This window comes from Paenibacillus eucommiae (genome assembly GCF_017874215.1).
Taxonomy (GTDB): domain Bacteria; phylum Bacillota; class Bacilli; order Paenibacillales; family NBRC-103111; genus Paenibacillus_AI; species Paenibacillus_AI eucommiae.
Window position 1 is genome coordinate 150,388 of record NZ_JAGGLB010000021.1, and the last position, 18,793, is coordinate 169,180.

16 protein-coding genes are annotated in these 18,793 nt (G+C 46.0%); 14 read left to right on the top strand and 2 right to left on the bottom strand.

Translation table 11 applies throughout. The features are described from left to right. Nucleotides 1–1,275: 1,275 nt before the first annotated feature. From J2Z66_RS26315 to J2Z66_RS26350, 8 genes are all read left to right on the top strand, one after another. Complete coding sequence (locus J2Z66_RS26315) at nucleotides 1,276–2,055, top strand: IclR family transcriptional regulator (RefSeq protein ID WP_209975712.1); 780 nt, start codon at nucleotides 1,276–1,278, stop codon at nucleotides 2,053–2,055. Between the two features lie 21 nt (nucleotides 2,056–2,076). Then, the gene (locus tag J2Z66_RS26320; protein WP_209975713.1) at nucleotides 2,077–3,210 is read left to right on the top strand and encodes a mandelate racemase/muconate lactonizing enzyme family protein; all 1,134 of its coding nucleotides are present in this window, start codon (nucleotides 2,077–2,079) and stop codon (nucleotides 3,208–3,210) included. 142 nt (nucleotides 3,211–3,352) lie between these two features. Continuing rightward, entirely contained in the window at nucleotides 3,353–4,135 is a 783-nt protein-coding gene (locus tag J2Z66_RS26325; protein ID WP_209975714.1) for an SDR family NAD(P)-dependent oxidoreductase, read from the top strand. Between the two features lie 57 nt (nucleotides 4,136–4,192). Next, nucleotides 4,193–4,411 carry a tautomerase family protein gene (locus J2Z66_RS26330; RefSeq protein ID WP_209975715.1) on the top strand — a complete coding sequence of 73 codons (219 nt, stop codon included), beginning with the start codon at nucleotides 4,193–4,195 and terminating at the stop codon, nucleotides 4,409–4,411. After that, nucleotides 4,401–5,399, top strand: a complete 999-nt coding sequence (locus tag J2Z66_RS26335; RefSeq protein WP_245375852.1) for a thiamine pyrophosphate-dependent dehydrogenase E1 component subunit alpha — start codon at nucleotides 4,401–4,403, stop codon at nucleotides 5,397–5,399. Before J2Z66_RS26330 ends, J2Z66_RS26335 begins: the two co-directional genes overlap by 11 nt. Beyond that, nucleotides 5,389–6,378 carry an alpha-ketoacid dehydrogenase subunit beta gene (locus J2Z66_RS26340; RefSeq protein ID WP_209975716.1) on the top strand — a complete coding sequence of 330 codons (990 nt, stop codon included), beginning with the start codon at nucleotides 5,389–5,391 and terminating at the stop codon, nucleotides 6,376–6,378. Before J2Z66_RS26335 ends, J2Z66_RS26340 begins: the two co-directional genes overlap by 11 nt. A gap of 12 nt (nucleotides 6,379–6,390) precedes the next feature. After that, nucleotides 6,391–7,896, top strand: a complete 1,506-nt coding sequence (lpdA, locus tag J2Z66_RS26345) for a dihydrolipoyl dehydrogenase (RefSeq protein ID WP_209975717.1) — start codon at nucleotides 6,391–6,393, stop codon at nucleotides 7,894–7,896. A 27-nt stretch (nucleotides 7,897–7,923) separates the two neighbouring features. Further along, nucleotides 7,924–9,201 (top strand): dihydrolipoamide acetyltransferase family protein, encoded by a 1,278-nt coding sequence (locus J2Z66_RS26350; protein ID WP_209975718.1) that lies wholly within the window; start codon nucleotides 7,924–7,926, stop codon nucleotides 9,199–9,201. Nucleotides 9,202–9,587: 386 nt separating this feature from the next. Here J2Z66_RS26350 and J2Z66_RS26355 read toward each other — a convergent pair whose 3' ends face one another. Together J2Z66_RS26355 and J2Z66_RS26360 are read right to left on the bottom strand one after the other, a co-directional pair. Beyond that, on the bottom strand, nucleotides 9,588–10,685 hold the full coding sequence (locus J2Z66_RS26355) for a branched-chain amino acid aminotransferase (protein WP_209975719.1): 1,098 nt from the start codon (nucleotides 10,683–10,685) through the stop codon (nucleotides 9,588–9,590). Nucleotides 10,686–10,825: 140 nt separating this feature from the next. Then, on the bottom strand, nucleotides 10,826–11,953 hold the full coding sequence (locus J2Z66_RS26360; protein ID WP_209975720.1) for an ROK family transcriptional regulator: 1,128 nt from the start codon (nucleotides 11,951–11,953) through the stop codon (nucleotides 10,826–10,828). Between the two features lie 386 nt (nucleotides 11,954–12,339). Here J2Z66_RS26360 and J2Z66_RS26365 point away from each other — a divergent pair, with 386 nt between their 5' ends. From J2Z66_RS26365 to J2Z66_RS26390, 6 genes are all read left to right on the top strand, one after another. Then, a complete protein-coding gene (locus tag J2Z66_RS26365; RefSeq protein WP_209975721.1) occupies nucleotides 12,340–14,106 on the top strand; it encodes a glycoside hydrolase family 2 protein in 1,767 nt (588 codons plus the stop codon). Next, complete coding sequence (locus tag J2Z66_RS43890; protein WP_209975722.1) at nucleotides 14,103–14,852, top strand: amidohydrolase family protein; 750 nt, start codon at nucleotides 14,103–14,105, stop codon at nucleotides 14,850–14,852. Before J2Z66_RS26365 ends, J2Z66_RS43890 begins: the two co-directional genes overlap by 4 nt. Before the next feature lies 1 nt (nucleotide 14,853). Further along, the gene (locus J2Z66_RS26375) at nucleotides 14,854–15,681 is read left to right on the top strand and encodes an amidohydrolase family protein (RefSeq protein WP_209975723.1); all 828 of its coding nucleotides are present in this window, start codon (nucleotides 14,854–14,856) and stop codon (nucleotides 15,679–15,681) included. A gap of 19 nt (nucleotides 15,682–15,700) precedes the next feature. After that, nucleotides 15,701–16,960: an ABC transporter substrate-binding protein gene (locus tag J2Z66_RS26380; protein WP_209975724.1), complete on the top strand. Its 1,260-nt coding sequence runs from the start codon at nucleotides 15,701–15,703 to the stop codon at nucleotides 16,958–16,960. Between the two features lie 78 nt (nucleotides 16,961–17,038). Further along, nucleotides 17,039–17,926, top strand: a complete 888-nt coding sequence (locus tag J2Z66_RS26385) for a carbohydrate ABC transporter permease (RefSeq protein WP_209975725.1) — start codon at nucleotides 17,039–17,041, stop codon at nucleotides 17,924–17,926. 27 nt (nucleotides 17,927–17,953) lie between these two features. Then, on the top strand, nucleotides 17,954–18,787 hold the full coding sequence (locus J2Z66_RS26390; protein ID WP_209975726.1) for a carbohydrate ABC transporter permease: 834 nt from the start codon (nucleotides 17,954–17,956) through the stop codon (nucleotides 18,785–18,787). Nucleotides 18,788–18,793 lie beyond the last annotated feature (6 nt).

Consider the following 18,793-nt stretch of genomic DNA (forward strand, 5'->3'; position numbering starts at 1 on the left):
AGCTTGACTTTTTCAAGCTGAGAACCTAACATGTTCATATAATGAACGTGTTAGGTTTTTTTTGGTTGTATTTGAAAGTACAGCGGCTGGGCTTACAGCGTGGGGCCGTAGCGGCCGAATGTAGGCGAAAAACCGATCACAATGTGCTTGCTCGGGACCGAAGCGACCACATGTAGGCGGAAAATCGACCACATTTTGGCTGTCTTATCCTGACAACATTGGCCCACAGCCATTCCCTCCGCAACGCACCCAAGCCATGAACACGCATCTCAAAGGATGTCACAAGGAGTTTTTCTTTACAAGATAAGAAAGTTTAAGTGCTTTACAGTGATAAAGCGTAAAAGAGGGAAGAGCATAGCCCGAAGCAGCCCACCCTCCGCTGAAAAGAGCGTATGCTTCATTTAACGATGTTTTTCATCTTTAAAGTAAGGTTGTGGTGCGGATCTGATGCTTTAACGATGAAAAAGAGGCTGTCGACATAATGGGTACAACTCAAACTCCCACTGAAATCGATCAAAACTCGCCTCTTAGTAGCCTTGGAGGCCAAAGTCTTGGACTCTACCCATAGTAAATGCTGCAAAAGTGCAGGATTTTTCACCTGAAATCGGGTATTGGCCGAGAATTGCTGCAAAAGTGCAGGAAAATAGTCACTTGGAGCGCTCAAACGGACAAGAGACGCCTAAAATCCTGCAGATTTGCAGTAATTTCCTTTTAGGGGTGCATTCAGGTCCAAAAATGATGTACTTTTGCATCTTTTTGTCCCCTATGGTTGGTTCTTATTGGCATGTATGCTTTAGGTAGGGAAAGAGAGTAGTGGAACCATGTATGTTAATCAACAGGGCTTGGCACATCTATTTTTTTGTCCACAGTTAATCGACAGCCTCAAAATCATCGTAAAAGTAGCAGATCCTCTCGGTCATGCTCGCTGGCGGGGCCGTTCTTCAGTCCCAGCGGCTTGCCCGCGGGCCAAGCCGCTGGGAAATCCCCTCCAATCCAGAGAAAAACCCTTGCTGGCAGTCCGTTTGAGCTTGGTGTTCGTGTGTTTAGTGCGATTGTAGCTGAGAGAGGGAAGGGTTGTGGGTGGAAGAGTGGTAGCGCCCGCCTTTAAAGATTTGCTCCTACCTCCTCATCCATTCCATGCAAGGGAACAAATCTTTAACAGCGGCTGGAGCCCACAGCCATTCCCTCCCGTCACGGCACCCAAGTCACGAACAGCACCTCAAAGGACGGCATGAGGCGTTTTTCATAACAATTTTTCCAAGGAGTGATCAGATAGTGTCTCAGAAAACCCAAGTACAGTCCGTTTCCCGGGCTTGCTTAATTTTACAATTGCTAAGTGTCAACAAGAATGGTCTTACAACGATTGAGGTGAGCCGATATTTGAATTTAAATCGCAGCACGACGCATCATTTGATGTCAACGCTGCAATCACACGAATTTATTAGCATGAATTTAAACGGCAAGTATCAGCTTGGTCCTGCTATTGGTGAGATGGCTCAAGGCACCTCGGATGCTACCTTACGCAATATTGTTCATGGCATGCTGCTTGATTTGGTCAATGTGACAGGAGAAACCTGTTATCTGGCTGTGTTTAATCAAGGAGTGACGCTGATTGATACAGTGCTGGGTATAGGGGCGCTCCGTGTTGTTCAGGTTTTTCTGCACCAGGATGAGCCTGCCTATTTGCATGCACGTGCTTCCGGGAAATTATTTTTGTCCACCTTATCTCCTGAAGAGCTGCAGGCTTATATCCGCGAGAATCCGTTAGTTGCTCTTACTGACAAAACCATTTCATCTGAGCAGGCGCTGCACAGTGAACTTGAGTTAGTCAGAAAAAACGGATACGCATCCGATTTGGAAGAGTTTATGATAGGCATTGATTGCTATGGTTTTCCCATTATTGTGGAGGGCAAGCTTATTGGTTGTGTAACGACTTCTTTTCCTTCTGCGCTAAAAGATAAGCATGCCATGATTATGAAGGCGCTTGAACAGATCATACAGCGTTTTAATCATTTATTTCAGGAGAACTCCTATGCTGTGCTTTTGAACAAATAAAATGAAAAGAGAGTGATCAGGATGCAGGAAACCATTCGCAGTATTACAGCCCGAACCCTGGTTGTTCCATTGGAACAACCCGTGTGGATTGGGGGCTATGCAGTATTAAAAAGAGAATATTGTCTGGTTGAGATTACAACGACTATGGAAAGGAAGGGCTATTCCTTAGGGTTTACCAGAGGTGGAGATTTAAGCTCAGCTATTACCCGGGAAATTGCTCCTCATATAATGAAGTGTAATATCGATGATACAGAAAAAATATGGGAAATCATGTATAACAGTCAAAAATTAAATGGCAGACAAGGTTTTTTGATGCGTGCATTAAGCTTGGTGGATATCGCATTGTGGGACTTGAAAGCCAAAAAGGCGGGCCTTCCCCTTCATACACTGCTTGGGGGATATCGTGAATCTATTCAACTCCTTATGGCAGGTGGTTATTATGCGGAGAATAAGGGACTGGATCAGCTGTGCGAGGAATTTACAGGTTATGTGGAGCAGGGCTTCAAGCATTTGAAGCTAATGGTGGGTGGCGTTTCTATGGAGGAAGATTTGGAGCGTTTTATAGCTTTAAGAAAATGTCTTCCTGATTCCATCTCATTAGGCATTGATGCAAATGGAGCTTGGCAAGATGTCAAAGCAGTGAAACGCTGGATTGAAAAAGCTGAAAGTGCAACAAGCGGTATTTCTTTTGTTGAAGAGCCTTTGCCCCCAGAACAAATGGAGGCGATTTCATGGCTGCGGAACAATCTCTCAGTTCCTATTGCTGTGGGGGAATTTCTTGCCGGCAGATGGACCTTCAAACAGTACATAAGCAGCGGCTGCATGGATATTGTTCGTGCGGATGCAACCCTCTGTGGGGGAATTACGGAATGGAGAAGAATTGCTGCTTTGGCGGATTCCTATAACCTTTCGTCATTTCCTCACTATTTTTCGTCGATTCATTTTCATTTGGGTATGGCGTTTCCAGGGTGTAAAATGATCGAAGTTGTATCAAAGGAAAATAGAAACAGCAGCTTTCATCTGATTGCAGGAGCTAGCTATGAGCTGCGGGATGGAGTGGCTTACCCTAATCATCTGCCTGGATTAGGCTTGACGATAGACTCATTATTTGTGGAGGCACATACGGCTAAGCTAGTATCTACAGATTCATGTTGACATTTAATTTTGCAAAAGATAGAATGTTCATATTATGAACATTCTCATTATTTGAACATCACATTATTTGAACGTCGCATTTTTTTAACATTTATGAATGATTAGAGTAACTGAATTGTTGTATATCTTGAGGAGGCTATGTATGGGGAATTTAAGCGGGAAGGTTTGTTTAATTACTGGCGCCGGGGGAGGAATTGGAAGGAGTATCAGTCATTTGCTAGCTTCCCGGGGAGCGAGTCTGGTTCTGACGGATATCGATGAGAAGAATTTGGAGAGCACGGTTCAGGAATGTAACGCATTTGGGGATTCGGTAGTCGGATATGCCAAGAATTTGACTGACTCCAGCGCTTTGGAGGAAATTGTCCAGCAGACCATAGAGCATTTTAACCAAATTGATGTTTTGGCCAATGTAGCCGGAGTTATGCATACGAGCCCGTTTCTGGACATCACGATGGATGATTGGGACAGGGTTTTTAACATTAATGTAAAAACGAGCCTCCAGCTGATGCAGCTGGCAAGCAAAGAGATGATTCGTCAGGGCAGCGGAGGCAGCATTATCAATTTCTCTTCTACGGCTGGCCGGTTTCTTCGCCCGATAGCAGCTCATTATGCGGCCTCGAAAGCGGCAATTATTAGTCTGACCCGCTCAGCCTCTGTGGCTCTCGGACCTCACAACATCCGGGTAAATGCGCTTTGCCCAGGCTTGATAGATACCCAGATGATGCATCGAGTGCGGGAAACACGTTCCGAATTATTGGATATTTCTCAAGAGGAAATTCAGAAGCGCTGGGAACAAATCATTCCGCTAGGCAGAATGGCGACGCCGGAAGAGGTTGCCTTTGTGGTTGCATTCCTGGCAAGTGATGATGCCCGTTATATGACAGGTGAAGCAATTGGTGTAACCGGTGGGACGGATGCCTCATAAGCGAGTTGAAAATGCTTCAGACTCGATTCATAAGCGCCTCATAAAGGAGGAAAAGTTATGCCTTATATTACGATAAAGCTGATGGAAGGCAGAAGCCGGGGCCGGAAGGAACGCTTGGCCGAGCAAATGACGAAAACGGTGTGTGAAGTGCTGGAGGTAGATCCTTCCCAGGTGCGCATTGAGTTTGTGGAATTGAAGGAAGGCAGCTTTGCTGTTGCGGGTCAACTTACACCCAGAATAAAAGACGAGTGGGAAGGAAGCGACGATGACCGATAACATGTACCATTACAAGATTCAGGAAGATGCGTGGCATTGGGAGAAGGAGTTGGCGGAACGGGCCTGGCGGATCATGAATAAGATTCGTTCCTTCGAGGAAAAAAGTGTGGATGTTTACAAAGAAGGGCTAATGGGAGGATCGCTGCATGCCTATATCGGGCAGGAAGCAGTAGCAACTGGCATTGGACTCGTTCTGGATAATCAGGATATGATGACGATGACTTACCGGGGAAGAGGGCAGGCTCTGGCCAAGGGGGCAGATCCGTTCCGGCTGTTTGCGGAGATGATGGGCCGGGTCGACGGCTACTGCAAAGGAAAAGGGGGCCCGATGCATATCGCCTCAGCAGAAATAGGTATTCTGGGTGCTAACGGCATTGTCGGAGCAGGCATTCCGATTGCTGTCGGAGCAGCACTTACCTCCAAGCTGAAACGGCAGCAGCGGGTTGCAGTCACATTTTTTGGAGACGGTGCGACCAATCAGGGCGCTTTTCACGAAGGCTTGAATTTGGCTGCTGTGTTTAAGCTCCCGGTTGTTTTTGTGTGTGAGAATAATTTATATGCGGAAATGACGCCGATCAAGGATTCAATTCTGAACGAGCATTTAGCAGAAAGAGGGGCGGCGTACCGGATACCTTCGATTATTGTCGATGGCAATGATGTGCGCGCTGTTTATGAAGCCGGTAAAGAAGCGGTTGCCAGAGCAAAAGCTGGTGAAGGCCCTACATTCATCGAGGCCAAAACGTACCGCTTGGTTGGACATATGTTCGGCGATTCGGAAACCTACCGTGAGCGTTCCGAGGTAGAGGAGTGGCGTACCAGAGATCCACTGCTTCGCTTCAAGCAAATATGTAAGGAACATAAGCTGCTGAGCGAAGAGCGTCTCACAGCAATCGCAGCAGAAGTCCGGGAGCAAATCGCGGAAGCTTGTGAGCAGGCCAAACGCTCTGCCGAGCCGGAAATGGAGGAGATATTCACGGATGTCTACTGAGCAAATGATGACCTATGCGGAAGCAGTTAACAGTGCTTTACGCGAAGAAATGAGCCGGGACGCGGATGTTATATTGCTAGGGGAAGACATTGGTTCCTACGGGGGCGTCTTCAAAGTAACGAAAGGCCTTTACGATGAATTCGGACCTGAAAGAGTCCTTGATATGCCGATTTCCGAAACCGGCTTTATCGGAGCCGGAGTTGGAGCAGCGATGACCGGAATGAAGCCGATCGTAGAAATCATGTGGATCGACTTCACACTGGTTGCCATGGATCAAATTATTAACCAGGCAGCCAAGATGACGTACATGTCGGGTGGACAGACGAAGGTTCCTCTCGTCATACGCACGCAAGGCGGTGGCGGAAGAGGCAACGGCGCCCAGCATTCTCAAAGCCTGGAAACGATGTTCGCCCACATTCCTGGTTTGAAAGTTATAGTGCCAAGTACACCTTATGATGCCAAGGGGCTGCTGAAATCAGCAGTACGGGAAGGCAGTCCTGTTATTTTTATCGAGCACAAAATGCTGTATAACAAAAAAGGCAGCGTACCCGATGAAGAGTATCTGATTCCTTTAGGTGTGGCGGATGTGAAACGTGAGGGAAAAGATGTAACCGTCGTTTGTTTGTCCAGAATGGTTTCATTTTCGCTGGAAGCGGCAGAGCTGCTGAGTGAGGAAGGTATTGAAGCGGAAATTATCGATTTGCGGACGATTGTGCCCTTGGATGTGGAAACGGTCATTCAGTCCGTGAAAAAGACCCATCGATTGATCATCGTCCATGAAGCGACAAGAACATATGGCTGGGGGGCAGAGGTACTGGCCCGTGTTCAGGAGGAAGCTTTCGATGAACTCGATTCACCGATTGTTCGCGTAGCAGCAGAGAATACGCCAATCCCTTACAATCTAAACCTGGAAAAAGAAATGCTGCCGCAGGTATCCGATATCGTCTCGGCGATTCGCAGAATAGTCGTAGAGGGTTAGGGGGAAACAGCGATGCTGGATGCACAAAATGCCAAGCTTTACGATATCGTAATCATTGGCGGAGGCACTGGAGGCTATGTCGCTGCAATCCGGGCCGCACAGCATGGTAAAAAAGTGGCGATCGTGGAAAGCAAGCTTTTGGGCGGTACTTGTCTGCATCAAGGCTGCATTCCGACGAAAGCACTCCTGGAAAGCTCCAAGCTGTACGAACGAATTCTCCATGCGGACGCGTTTGGTATTGAGCTTCAAGGGGACTCTGTACATTTTAATGTGGAAAAAGCATTTCTAAGAAAAAAATCAATTGTGGATCAGCTTCACCAAGGCATTCAATATTTAATGAAAAAAAATAAAGTTGAGGTTTTTAAGGGAAAAGGGCAGCTTGCAGGCCAGCAAGGTCCACAAGGTCAAATTACTCAGCAGGCTCATCCAGTAGAGCAAGTTGATCCTGCTCATTTATCGGAGTTTCTTATTCGAATAGAAGCCGAAGGGGACACTAAGGAAGCACAGACGATCCGCGCGTCTCATGTGATTTTGGCTACCGGATCCAAGCCTAGTGTGCCCCCTGGCATTCATGTGGATGGGTCTCGCGTGTTTACCAGTGACGAAATTTTATCCAAACCTATTAAGCCCAGCCATATTACGATTGTTGGTTCTGGTGCGATCGGTGTGGAATTTGCCTGCTATTTCCGGGGAATGGGCTGTGCGGTCCGTCTTGTTGAAAGAGAGCATCGTCTGCTTCCGCTTGAGGACGAGGAAATATCCAAAGAAATCAGGCGCTCATTTGAAAACAAAGGGATTGAAACGATAACCGGCTGTCATTTGCTATTTGAAGATATCAAGCAAGTGGAACCGGATAAGCTTGAATATACGCTTCGGACTGCTTCAGGCGAAGAAACTAAGCATAGCACGGAGGCATTGCTGCTCGCTATGGGCAGGAGGAACAATACTTCTGGACTGGGCTTGCAAAGTGTGGGCCTTAATGATGGGGAGCGCTATATTAAGACCAACGAATACATGCAGACTGAAGTATCAGGTTTGTACGCAGTTGGCGATATCGCAGGCAGCTTTCAGTTGGCACATGTGGCCAGCCAGCAAGCGATTATAGCTGTTGATACGATTTGCGGTCAGGACATCGAGCCCTATCAATCGCATAGAGTGCCCCGCTGTACATATGCCCATCCGGAAATTGCGAGTATCGGAATGACAGAGGAGCAGGCCAAACAGGCAGGATACTCGATTAAAATCGGAAAATTTCCAATGAAGGCCAACGGACGGGCGCTTATTCATGGTGAAGCGGAAGGCTTTATCAAGCTGGTCGTGGATGAAGCAAATGATATGCTGCTTGGAGCACATATGATCGGAGACGGCGCTACGGAGTTAATTTCGCTATCCAGCCTGGCTATTTTCCTCGAGGGTACGGCCTGGGAACTGGGAATGAACGTATATCCCCATCCTACCGTTGCGGAAATTTTCGGCGAAGCTGCCCATGCTGTGTCAGGGCATGCCATTCATACTTAAATGATTGCGTAAAGAGAGGTGAAAGATTTGAAAACCGAAATCAAGTTACCGAAATTGGGCTTAACGATGGAAGAAGCGACAATTGCCACTTGGGAGAAGCAGATCGGTGATAACGTCCAAGCGGGTGAGGTCATCATGACCGTGGAGACCGATAAGGCAACCATGGAAGTCGAAGCAGCCGCAAACGGGTATTTGACAGAACAGAGTGTGAAGCCTGGCGATGTAATTGCTGTTGGGGGCATTCTGGGCTACCTTTCTGATGCTGCACATCAGGAAACGGCCCAGGAATCAGTTCAGGAATTGGTCAAAGAAACGATCCAAGAAACAGGGCAGGAGAGAATCCGCATTTCACCGGCGGCAAGAAAGCTGGCGAGAAGCAAGGGATTGGATCTTCACCACATTTCGGGTACCGGTCCCCAAGGCAGAATTTTGCTGCGGGATATTATGGCTAGCCCCGATCAAGCTGAGCAGACGGCAGTTCAGCCGTCCAAACCAGCGAGCGAGTCTATCAAAACCGGCGCCATTATTCAACCTACTCAGACTAGTCAAGCGAACCAAGCTGGCCAAGCCAGTCAAGCTAATCAACCAAGCCGTCAGGAAAATCAAGCTTCCCAGAAGCCACTGAGTACGATGAGAAAAGTCATTTCAGAAAGATTAACTTACAGCTTTCGTGAAATTCCCCAATTCCAAGTGAAAAACAGTGCGGACATGACGAACGTCCTAAAAATTCGCGAAACGTTAGTTAACAGCGTCGAGCAAACGGCTGGTATTCGCTTGTCCGTCCTGGATTTCATTATTCAGGCTGCTGCCAAAGCGCTAAAGCAGGTCCCTAAGGTAAATGTATCCTTCCGGACGGATGCCGGTGATCCTTATATTTTGGAACATACTGAAATTAATATCGGCTTGGCGGTTTCCCTGCCCGATGGGCTTGTCGTGCCTGTCATTCATAACGCGGATAAGTTGTCTTTGTTAGAAATTGCAAAGCGCCGTCATGAGCTTGTGTCGGATGCAAGATCTGGTAAGCTGAAAGCGGAAGATACCAAGGGAGGCACCTTTACTATTTCAAGCTTGGCTTCATTTGATGTTGACGAGTTTGTAGCTCTAATCAATCCTCCTGAGGCAGGTATTCTGGCTATCGGCAGAGCCAAGAAAATACCTGTTGCAGTAGGCGATTCGATTGAGCTTGTAACCATGATGAAAATGAACGGATCGTTTGATCATCGACCACTCGATGGGGCAGACGGAGCACAATTTATGCAGTTCCTTGCTGAACAATTAGAGAGCGACCGCTGGAGAATCGTGTAAAACAAGCTCTTGTAGGAGCAAGGATGTGGAGAGGACCTGGTGCTTTTAGCGATGAAATCATCGTTAAAAGCACCAGGTCCTTCACAGTTACATGCTCGCACGCAGCTGCGGGGGCGCTCCTCATCCCCAGCGCCTTTGCCCGCCAGGAAAGCTCTCCAACCAAGTGAAGAACCCTTGCTGGCAGTCCGTTTGAGCTTGGTATTCGTGTGATTCGTGCGATTGTAGCAGAGAAGAGGGGATGGCTGTGGGCGGAAGAGAGGTAGCGTCCGCCTTTAAAGATTTGTTCCAACCTTCTCATCCATTCCATTCAAGGGAACAAATCTTTAACAGCGGCTGGAGCCCACAGCCATTTCCTCCGCAACGCACCAACGTCACGAATACACTCCTCAAAGGACGCCGCTAGGCGTTTCACTTACTTCAACCATCCAGCCAAACGGATCAGCAAGGCTTCCTTTTTGAATGCCGGTTAAGGTATCGTAGAGTTTTTTGGAAAGCTCACCTGTTTGACCGTCCTGGATGACAAGCTTTTCTCCCTTCCAGCTTAGTTCGCCAATCGGCGAAATTACGGCTGCTGTTCCTGTGCCGAAAGCTTCTTCTAAAGTGCCGTTTCTACCAGCTTCGTATAATTCCTCAATAGAAATCATTCTCTCTTCGATGGGAATATCCAAATGCTTTAACAGCTGGATCATGGAGCTGCGGGTGATGCCGTCCAGAATACTTCCATTCAGCGCTGGTGTCAGGACGGTGCCATTAATTTTAAAAAACACATTCATGCTGCCCACTTCCTCAATATAAGTCCGATGAACGCCATCCAGCCATAAGACTTGGGAATAACCCAGCTCTTTGGCTGCTTCTTGTGCTTTTAGACCTGCTGCATAATTGCCCGCTGTTTTGGCCTCGCCAACTCCCCCAATAACGGCACGAACGTACTCGGCCTCTACAAAGATTTTAACCGGATTTATCCCTTCAGGATAATAGGCGCCAACCGGCGACATGATGATGATAAATTGATAATGCTCAGAAGGAGATACGCCTAACGCAGGTTGAGTAGCGATCACAAAAGGGCGGATATACAACGAAGTCCCGGCCCCCGATGGGATCCAGTCCTGATCGGCCGCAATCAATTGCTGCAAGGCTGAAAGAAAGAGAGCTTCATCCAGCTGTGGCACACTTAATCGTTCATTGGAGCGGTTCATTCGCTCGATATTTTTTTGAGGCCTGAATAGCAGTGTTCTCCCATCCCCGGTTCTATAGGCCTTGAGCCCTTCGAAAATGGTTTGTCCATAATGAAACACTTTGGCTGCAGGGTCGAGCACAATCGGCTGATAAGGAACAATACGGGGATGATACCAGCCTTTCTCCTGAGCGTAATCCATCACAAACATATGATCGGTAAAATGAACCCCGAAACCAAGCTGATCCTGAGGTGGCTTTGTTTTCTTATGTTTATTTCTCTCTACTTTTATTTCCAAAGGGTTCACCATTCTGACTATCACTCCTAATTAATCATCTTAAATAACGACCTTGATTCTATAATAATTGAATACTATCATTCATTTCTATATATATAAAATATCTATTTTATTTATATATCATACCTGGAAGGTATGATATATCCTGAAATTCAGGAGATCAGCTTTGATTTAGCCAGAGTCAGGGCTCCGTATATACCTTCCAAATCACCGAAAGTGTTCATTTCTATTTCGAGAATAACATTCGCAAATCGATTGGCACGCCTGCGGACCGTTCTTTTGAGTTCATCTAGTACAAGAGGCAGGCTATCGAACAAATGGCCACCCAAATAAATGCATTGCGGGTTGAATAGATTTACGACGTTGCTCAAAGCTATACCAATGGAGTTGCCAGCTTCGATGCAAACGTCCAGGGCGATTTTATTGTTTTGTTCGTAGGCTTCTACAAGAGAAGTATAGGTGCTGTCCAGTTCCAGATATTTTTCTTCAATAATTTGAAAGGGCCCATACATTTCCAGACAGCCGTAGTTGCCACACATACATCGAGGGCCTTTCTCGTCTACGGTTATATGACCCAGAAGGCCTCCAACATTGCTGGCACCCCTAATTAAATGCCCGTTTATCATCATTCCGGCGACGATGCCTTTACCAAAGTGAACGACCATAAAATTGTCTACATCTTTGGCCTGTCCTACAAGTCTTTCAGCAAGCGCCATCGTCCGTCCGCCTTCTTCCAGAAAAACGGGGCAGCCGTAAGCTTGCTGCAGTGTGGAAACAATAGGTAAATCATCCCAGAAAGCAACATTCGGAATATCCAGAATTCGCGTTTGCTCCGTATTTACAATTCCTGTGACACCAACTCCAATAGCATCGAGGGAATGGGGGGAAACACCATTTTGCTGCAGGAAATCGTTAATCCGACTGACTAGAGCTTCCAGTTTATTAGGTTCATGCAGATAGTCGGCCATGGGGGCATCTAATTGATACAGAAGGTTTAAATTGTTATCGGATATGGCGAAACGAACCCGGTAGCCGCCGATATCAATACCCAAGTAACGGAATCGGTCCGGATTGGAATGCAAAAAAACTTCCTTTCGCCCGGGTCCGCTGCTGATCCTTTCTCTTCCTTCTACAATATACTTCTGTTCGATTAGTTCTTTTGTAATATTTGTAACTGCTGCTTGAGATAGTCCCGAACGAAAAGAGAGCTCCTTCCGCGAAATCTCGCGATGCAAGTTAATCAATTTGAGTATAGAAAGCTGCGTTTCGGTAAGATTCATATCTGTATCCTTTCAAGAATTGATTTGTTGAATTAATTATACAGCTTTATGTTGAAGAAAACCATTTCACTAATGAAAATTTGATCGATAAAAGGGGTTTACATTTATATTTTTTGATAATATAATTGATTAATCAAGTGAATCAATTATATAGATATTATTTAAATGATTATTTATTTTGTTTCGTAGAGGAAGTGATTTCATTATTTTATACATGTTATAGGGGTTAAATAAATACATTACTGAGTGAATCATTTTTTTGGAAATTGTAAAGCGAGAATGCTTCATCCGAGTTGGTTAACCAGAACATTGGGTACTGAAAGCCAATGATCACGAGATACCAATTGCAAGCGCTACCATTAAAACAGCAAGAGAAGGGAACTAATATGAAACGAAATCAAGTTGAATTAAGGGAATGGCAATATCAAGTTGATCAGGACAATCTGGGAGAGACAAGAGGTTGGTTCCAGCCCGAATGGGATAAATCCGGATGGCTTAAAGTGGAAGCTCCACAACCAAGGGACTATTACGAGAAAGCTTTCTGGAGCTACGAAGGGATAGGTTGGTACGCGGCTGAAGTTACAACAGACCTGGTAGATCTGAATTCCTTGCAGAAAATCGTATTTAACAGCGTTAGTGGCCATGCCCGGGTTTGGATCAACGGTACTTATTTAGGCGAGCATTACGGCACCTATTTACCATTTGAATTTTGGATAACCCCTTATTTAGAGCAGAATGGGAAGAATGAAATCGTTATGCGTGTGGATAACCGGCATCGGGAAGAGTGGCTTCCAGGCGGACCGGTCGTGGAATGGGTTCAGTATGGGGGCATCTTGCAAAAAGTTACGATAGATTCTATCGGTTTTCAACATGTTTCCTCGCTCCAAATACGTACAGCTATGGGGGAAGCTGATAAAGCGGTCGTCATTTGCGAAATGGAGATTGCGAACCGCACTGATACTTCGCTGGAAGGAATTGTACAGCTAGAGCTTCCAGAAGAAAAGCAGACGATAATATCCGAACATGCCGTACAATGCGGACCGAATGAGAGTACTATTGTTCAGTTTGAAATAGAGGTCTCTAATGCCGAGCTTTGGAGTTTAGAGAGCCCTTATCTATATACGTTGGGGGTCAAGCTTACTAGTGGACAAATGATTCTCGATGAGGTTAGTCAACGGTTCGGAATTCGAACAATCGAAAGTGTGGGCAACCAGATTTTGTTGAATGGAAAGCCTATCATGATAAAAGGATTTAACCGCTATGATGAATATGCTGAGTATGGCCCTAACGTGCCGGAAAGCGTAATCCGGGAAGATCTTCTGAAAATTAAGAGCACGGGTGCAAACCTGGTCCGGGTTCATTACCCGCAGGCTCCGGTTCATCTGGATATTATGGATGAAATCGGACTGCTGTTTATGGAGGAAGTTCCTTTGAACTGGTGGCTTAGTGAAGGAGCGGACAGAACGTTTATTCCTGAAGTCGTTGACTTGGCAGAAAAGGCGCTTGAAGAGATGATCCGCCGTGATTGGAATCACCCATGCGTCATTGCCTGGAGTATGTGCAACGAGTCTGGAACGAACTCGGAAGACGGGGATGCATCTGTACGCAGACTGATGAGAAGAGCCAAGGAACTCGATCCTTCACGACTGGTAACTTTTGTGACGATAGGTTCAAAGGGACATGATGCGTTCGAGGAAGCCGATCTTGTCTGTATCAATCTTTATTATGGTTTGTTCCATCAGAAGTTAGCCTTGGAAATCTCGGAACTTGAGGAGCTCGTAAGGAAGCCGACCGAAAAGCATCTCAAAGAGACAGCGGAGGAATACCCTGGGAAGCCTGTTGTCTTAACGGAGTTTGGAACGCACGGCATTTTGGGGTTGAAGGGAAATACCCGGTTTTCAGAAACTTACCAAGCGGCCTATTTGGAACAGGTGTGGACTGCAGTAATTCATTCCGGTGTGCAGGGAGGAGTAGTTTGGTGTTGGGCAGACTATTATCATCGCAGGAGTTTCATTGGCGATGGAGAGGTTATGTGGAACTCGCCGTATGGGCCGTATGGGGTGGTAACGATTGATCGTCAGGAGAAGGAAGGATTCGATACAGTATCACGACTTTTTAAACTGGAAAATCATAAGGAGGTTCTTCAGAAGTGAAGATTTACGATGCGAACTGCATGATCGGCACTTATGTAAGAGAACACGTTCCCATTCACGGGGTAGAAGAATTTGTTCAATTGGCATCGGAGATTGGTATCGAAAAAACGCTAGCATACCATGCTGACGCCCGTTCCCTGAATCCTGTATTTGGAAATGTAAAGCTATTGGACATTTGCCGAAACCACTCTTTTATCGAACCGTGCTTTGTGATCTCTCCGCATTATAAGTACGATAAAGGCTGGATATTCATGGAGCAATTATTGATGGAAAACGATGTCCGCTTCGTTAGGTTATTCCCTAAAGAACATGGATATACGCTTACTTCCGTTCATGTAACAGAAATGCTGGATATAGCCCGCAAGCTGAATCTTAACGTTATGTTGAGTTACAATATGATCTATCAAGAAAGCGGGGAAGAAAATCCTTACTTCGAAGAGCTTTGCCGCAGGTATAGAGATGTACGGTTTATTTTGACTGAAGCTCCCCACTTGCGGAATATGATGTGGTACAGCTATCTGGAACAGCATCCCAATGTGTATGTGGAAATGTCAACTAACGACAATTGGTTGACTTATGAGCAAACCGTTAGGTTATTTGGTTCCGAGAGGCTGCTTTTGGGAAGCAACATGCCATTCAATCATCCTGGTCCTTCCATCACAATGTTGGCTTATGCCGATATTTCAGAAACCGATAAAGCTAACATCTCCTATAAAAATCTGCAGCGTCTGATGGGGAGGGAATGAAATGAACATTAGAGATTTAGCGAGAAACGGGCTCCCGCTTCAAGAAATCATGCTGATTGACATGCATTGTCATATCGGAGCTTATAACAATTTGTATATTCCCTATCTGGACGAGGATGAGCAGATCATTCAATACAACAAGACGATGGAGAGTGTGGGCGTCAATTATTCGGCGATTTCTATGCTAAGAGGGTTGGCAAGCGGGATATTGGGGTCTAACCTGGATCTCTACAACTATATGCAAAACGATGAAAAGCTTCTGGGGTGGGTGACGTATATTCCATCCCTGGTTAACGAGAGCCTTGATGTGGCAGAACGCTGTTTCGCTTTGTCCAAACAATACATCGGCATCAAAGTACACCCGGAGATTAACCGTTATCCGATCACGGACCAGAACTACATACCCATGTGGGAATATGCCAATGACAAAGGTCTGATCGTACTGGCACATGCCTGGGGGGCCCATTCGGAACCATCCATGTTTCGGGAAATTGCTGCCACCTATACAAATACGAAGATTTTACTCGGCCATTGCGGCGGCAGGGAGCCCGAAATCTCTGTTGCCATTCAATTGGCTAACCAGTTTGACAACATATATCTAGATTTGAATGGGGCCTTCATTTATTCGAGAATTTGGCTGGAGAACATCGTACAGAGAGCGGATACTGCCAAAATTCTTTTTTCCAGCGACACGATGTTCAACAATATTTGTTGGGAAATCGGCCATGTTGCGTTTGCCAAAATTCCCGATTCCGTGAAGCTCGATATTCTGGGATTAAACGCCAAGCGTCTGCTGGCCGGAAACATCTGCAAAAAATCCAAATCATGATGGGGGAAGGAAGTAGGTTATGAAAACTAAAAAGGGGTTTCTGGTTGTTGTTTGTATCTTAGTTATGATGCTATTTACCGCTTGCAGTAATAGTGACAAAGAAAAAGAGGGAGAACCATCCGCAGAGAAGGTGACGCTCACCTTCTGGAAAGCGCCTCATTTTGCTAACGAGAAGGATGTATGGGCCACGATTATCCAAAAGTTCGAAACGGAGAATCCGAACATTCATATTGAGTTTCTAGAAACGCCGTGGGATGGTTGGGATCAAAAGTATACCGCCGCTTTTGCCGGACAAAACCCGCCTGATCTTTCGTATATGCCTGAATACTTTGTGAAATTCGCCAAAAATGGGCAATTAGCTGATCTGAGCACCTATTTTTCTGAAGAAGAACAGGCTAAATATTCGCAGAGCATCATTGATTATATGAGGATAAATGGAAAAATCTATACAATGCCGTATATCGCAGCCAGCTCTGTCGTGCTGTATAACAAAGATTTGTTCAAAGAGGCGAATGTTCAACCTCCACAAACGTGGGAGGAGATGGTCGAAGTGTCACAGAAGCTGGCCACAGACGGACGCTATGCTGTCGCCGGAATATCTGAGCAGAACGTGATTGCCTGGATGGGGCAGGCTGGAGCATTTTTGTACGGCGATGGGAACAAGGATGTGAGCAAGTTGGGCTTCCATACACCGGAGGGCATCAAGGGGCTGCAGTATTTGGCGGATTTGGTGCTGAAATACGAAGTCGCGCCAAAGCCGACTGTGTTTACGAACGACGATCAAATGGGACAGGCGTTTTATAAAGAAAATAAAATAGCTATGATCATGGCTCAAGCTGGTTACATATCTACAGTTAGAACCAATGCCCCTGACTTTCCGCTTGGTGCGTTCTTGAATCCAGCGGGTCCGGCCGGCGATCCGAATAAACAGAGGGAAGCTTACGGCGGTCTTGGTATGCTGGCGATTGCAGAAAAATCGAAGCATAAGGACGAAGCTTGGACATTTATCCAATTCTTGACCTCCAAAGAAAATGCAGGCCTGTATTTGGAGAAAGCGAATTTCCTTTCACCGCTGCCTGAAATCAACGAAGACATGTATGAGGGAGACGAAATCATGGATGTTGTCAAAGAATCGATCAAAAATCTGCAGTTATATCCGCCTAACGACCGATTCAGCACAGTCTTTGACATCATACGCAATATGAAGGACGCCGTCCTGTTAGGAAGCAAAACGCCGGAGCAGGCTATTAAGGATGCTATAAAAGAATATGAAAATTAAACGATAGCATACATGAAAACTCGACAAGCGGGGAAGCAGGATTTATCTTCGCTTGTCACGCATTTAAGGAGGGCTGATATGTCAACGATGAAAGTGAAATGGAAGCAGACGCTGGTGTCCTATTCCTTCGTGCTGCCGTATTTATCGCTGGCTGCGCTGTTTTCCATTCTCCCCATGATCCTTATCGTCTGCCTGAGCTTTACTCAGGGCAGTTTGCTGAATCTCAAGGCGATGGAGTGGATCGGATTCGATAATTTCCTCAAAGTCTTTTCCAATGCCAATATATACTTGAGGGGATTTCTGAACACGTTGCTCTACATTGCCATCATCATTCCCTTAGGCCAATTCGTGTCTCTTCTGCTGGCTTTCTTGATTCGCAGAAAAAGCAGGACGAATGCGGTCTTTGAGACGGTCTTCTTCATGCCCTTAATTATTTCGATGGTTGCAGGCGGGGTGATATTCGCCTATGTTCTTTCCCAGAACGGCCCATTAAATTATTTGCTGATGACAATTGGCTTGCCGGCAGTGGATTGGTTTGGTAACCCATTCATGGCAAAACTGGCTGTGTGTATCCTGGAAATCTGGAAGGGTGCAACCTTTTTTACGTTTATTTATGTAGCTGCACTGCGTGGTATTCCATCCGAATATTCGGATGCGGCCAAGATCGATGGCTGCTCTTGGTGGCAGGAAATTTGGCGGATTACGCTGCCGATGATTAAAAACGCCATTCTGCTGAACGTTGTTATGACTACCATTTTCATAGGGCAAATTTTTGATTCGATTTTTATTCTAACTAACGGAGGGCCAGTGCGGGGAAGCGAGAGTGTCGTATTTTTCATTTATCGTGTGACATTATTGGATGACAGGATTGGTATTGGAGCTGCGATGTCATTAATTTTTATGGCTTTTATACTTCTGATCTCTCTAATTCAAATGAGGACATTAAGATCGGATACGGAATATTGAATGATTTGTAAGGAAGGAGGAACTCGGATGGTGAGTGATCGCCTGGTGCGTGAAATAGCTAGGTTTGCATTTCTAATCGTAAGTGCCTTAGGCATTTTATTACCTGTATGGCTGTTGTTGGTATCTTCATTCCGGCAGACGACAAATTTATTGAGCTACCCGCCCAAATTGTGGCCGGATGACGGAGACTTTTCTAACTATATCAATCTTTTTACGGGGAATACCTACCACTTTGGCAGGTGGTTTTTGAACAGCGCGGTTGTATGCGGCGTGGGCGCGGTGTTCATGCTTCTCTTTTGCTCCATGGCCGGCTACGCTTTCGCCAAAAAGCAATTTGCAGGAAAACAATTATTAATTGCTTTGATCTTGGCGACGACGATGATTCCGGGCATTGTGACGCTGATTCCAAGCTTTCTGATTGTGGATAAGCTGGGATGGACGAATTCGTACCTAGGTTTGATTTTGCCGACTATACCGAATGCTTTTGGCGTTTTTATGATGATGCAATTTATTCGGGTATTACCAGGGGAGCTTCTAGAGTCAGCCAAACTGGACGGATGCGGTGAGTATGGGATGTTCTTCCGGATCGTGCTGCCGATCATTCAGCCTTCGCTTGGGGTACTGGCCATTTTTCATTTCATTTTGAATTGGGGCAGCTTACTGTGGCCGTTGATTATAACGACTGAAGAAAAGATGAAGACACTTCCTGTCGCTATAGCGGGAATGCGATCATTTGGACAGGTCACATCAGGGGAAATGATGGCAGCAACGTTTCTTTCATTTATTCCGCTCTTCGTTGTGTTCTTGTTTGCGAGAGAAAAATTTATCGAAGGTGTTACGGCTGGTGCGGTAAAGGGCTGATTCATT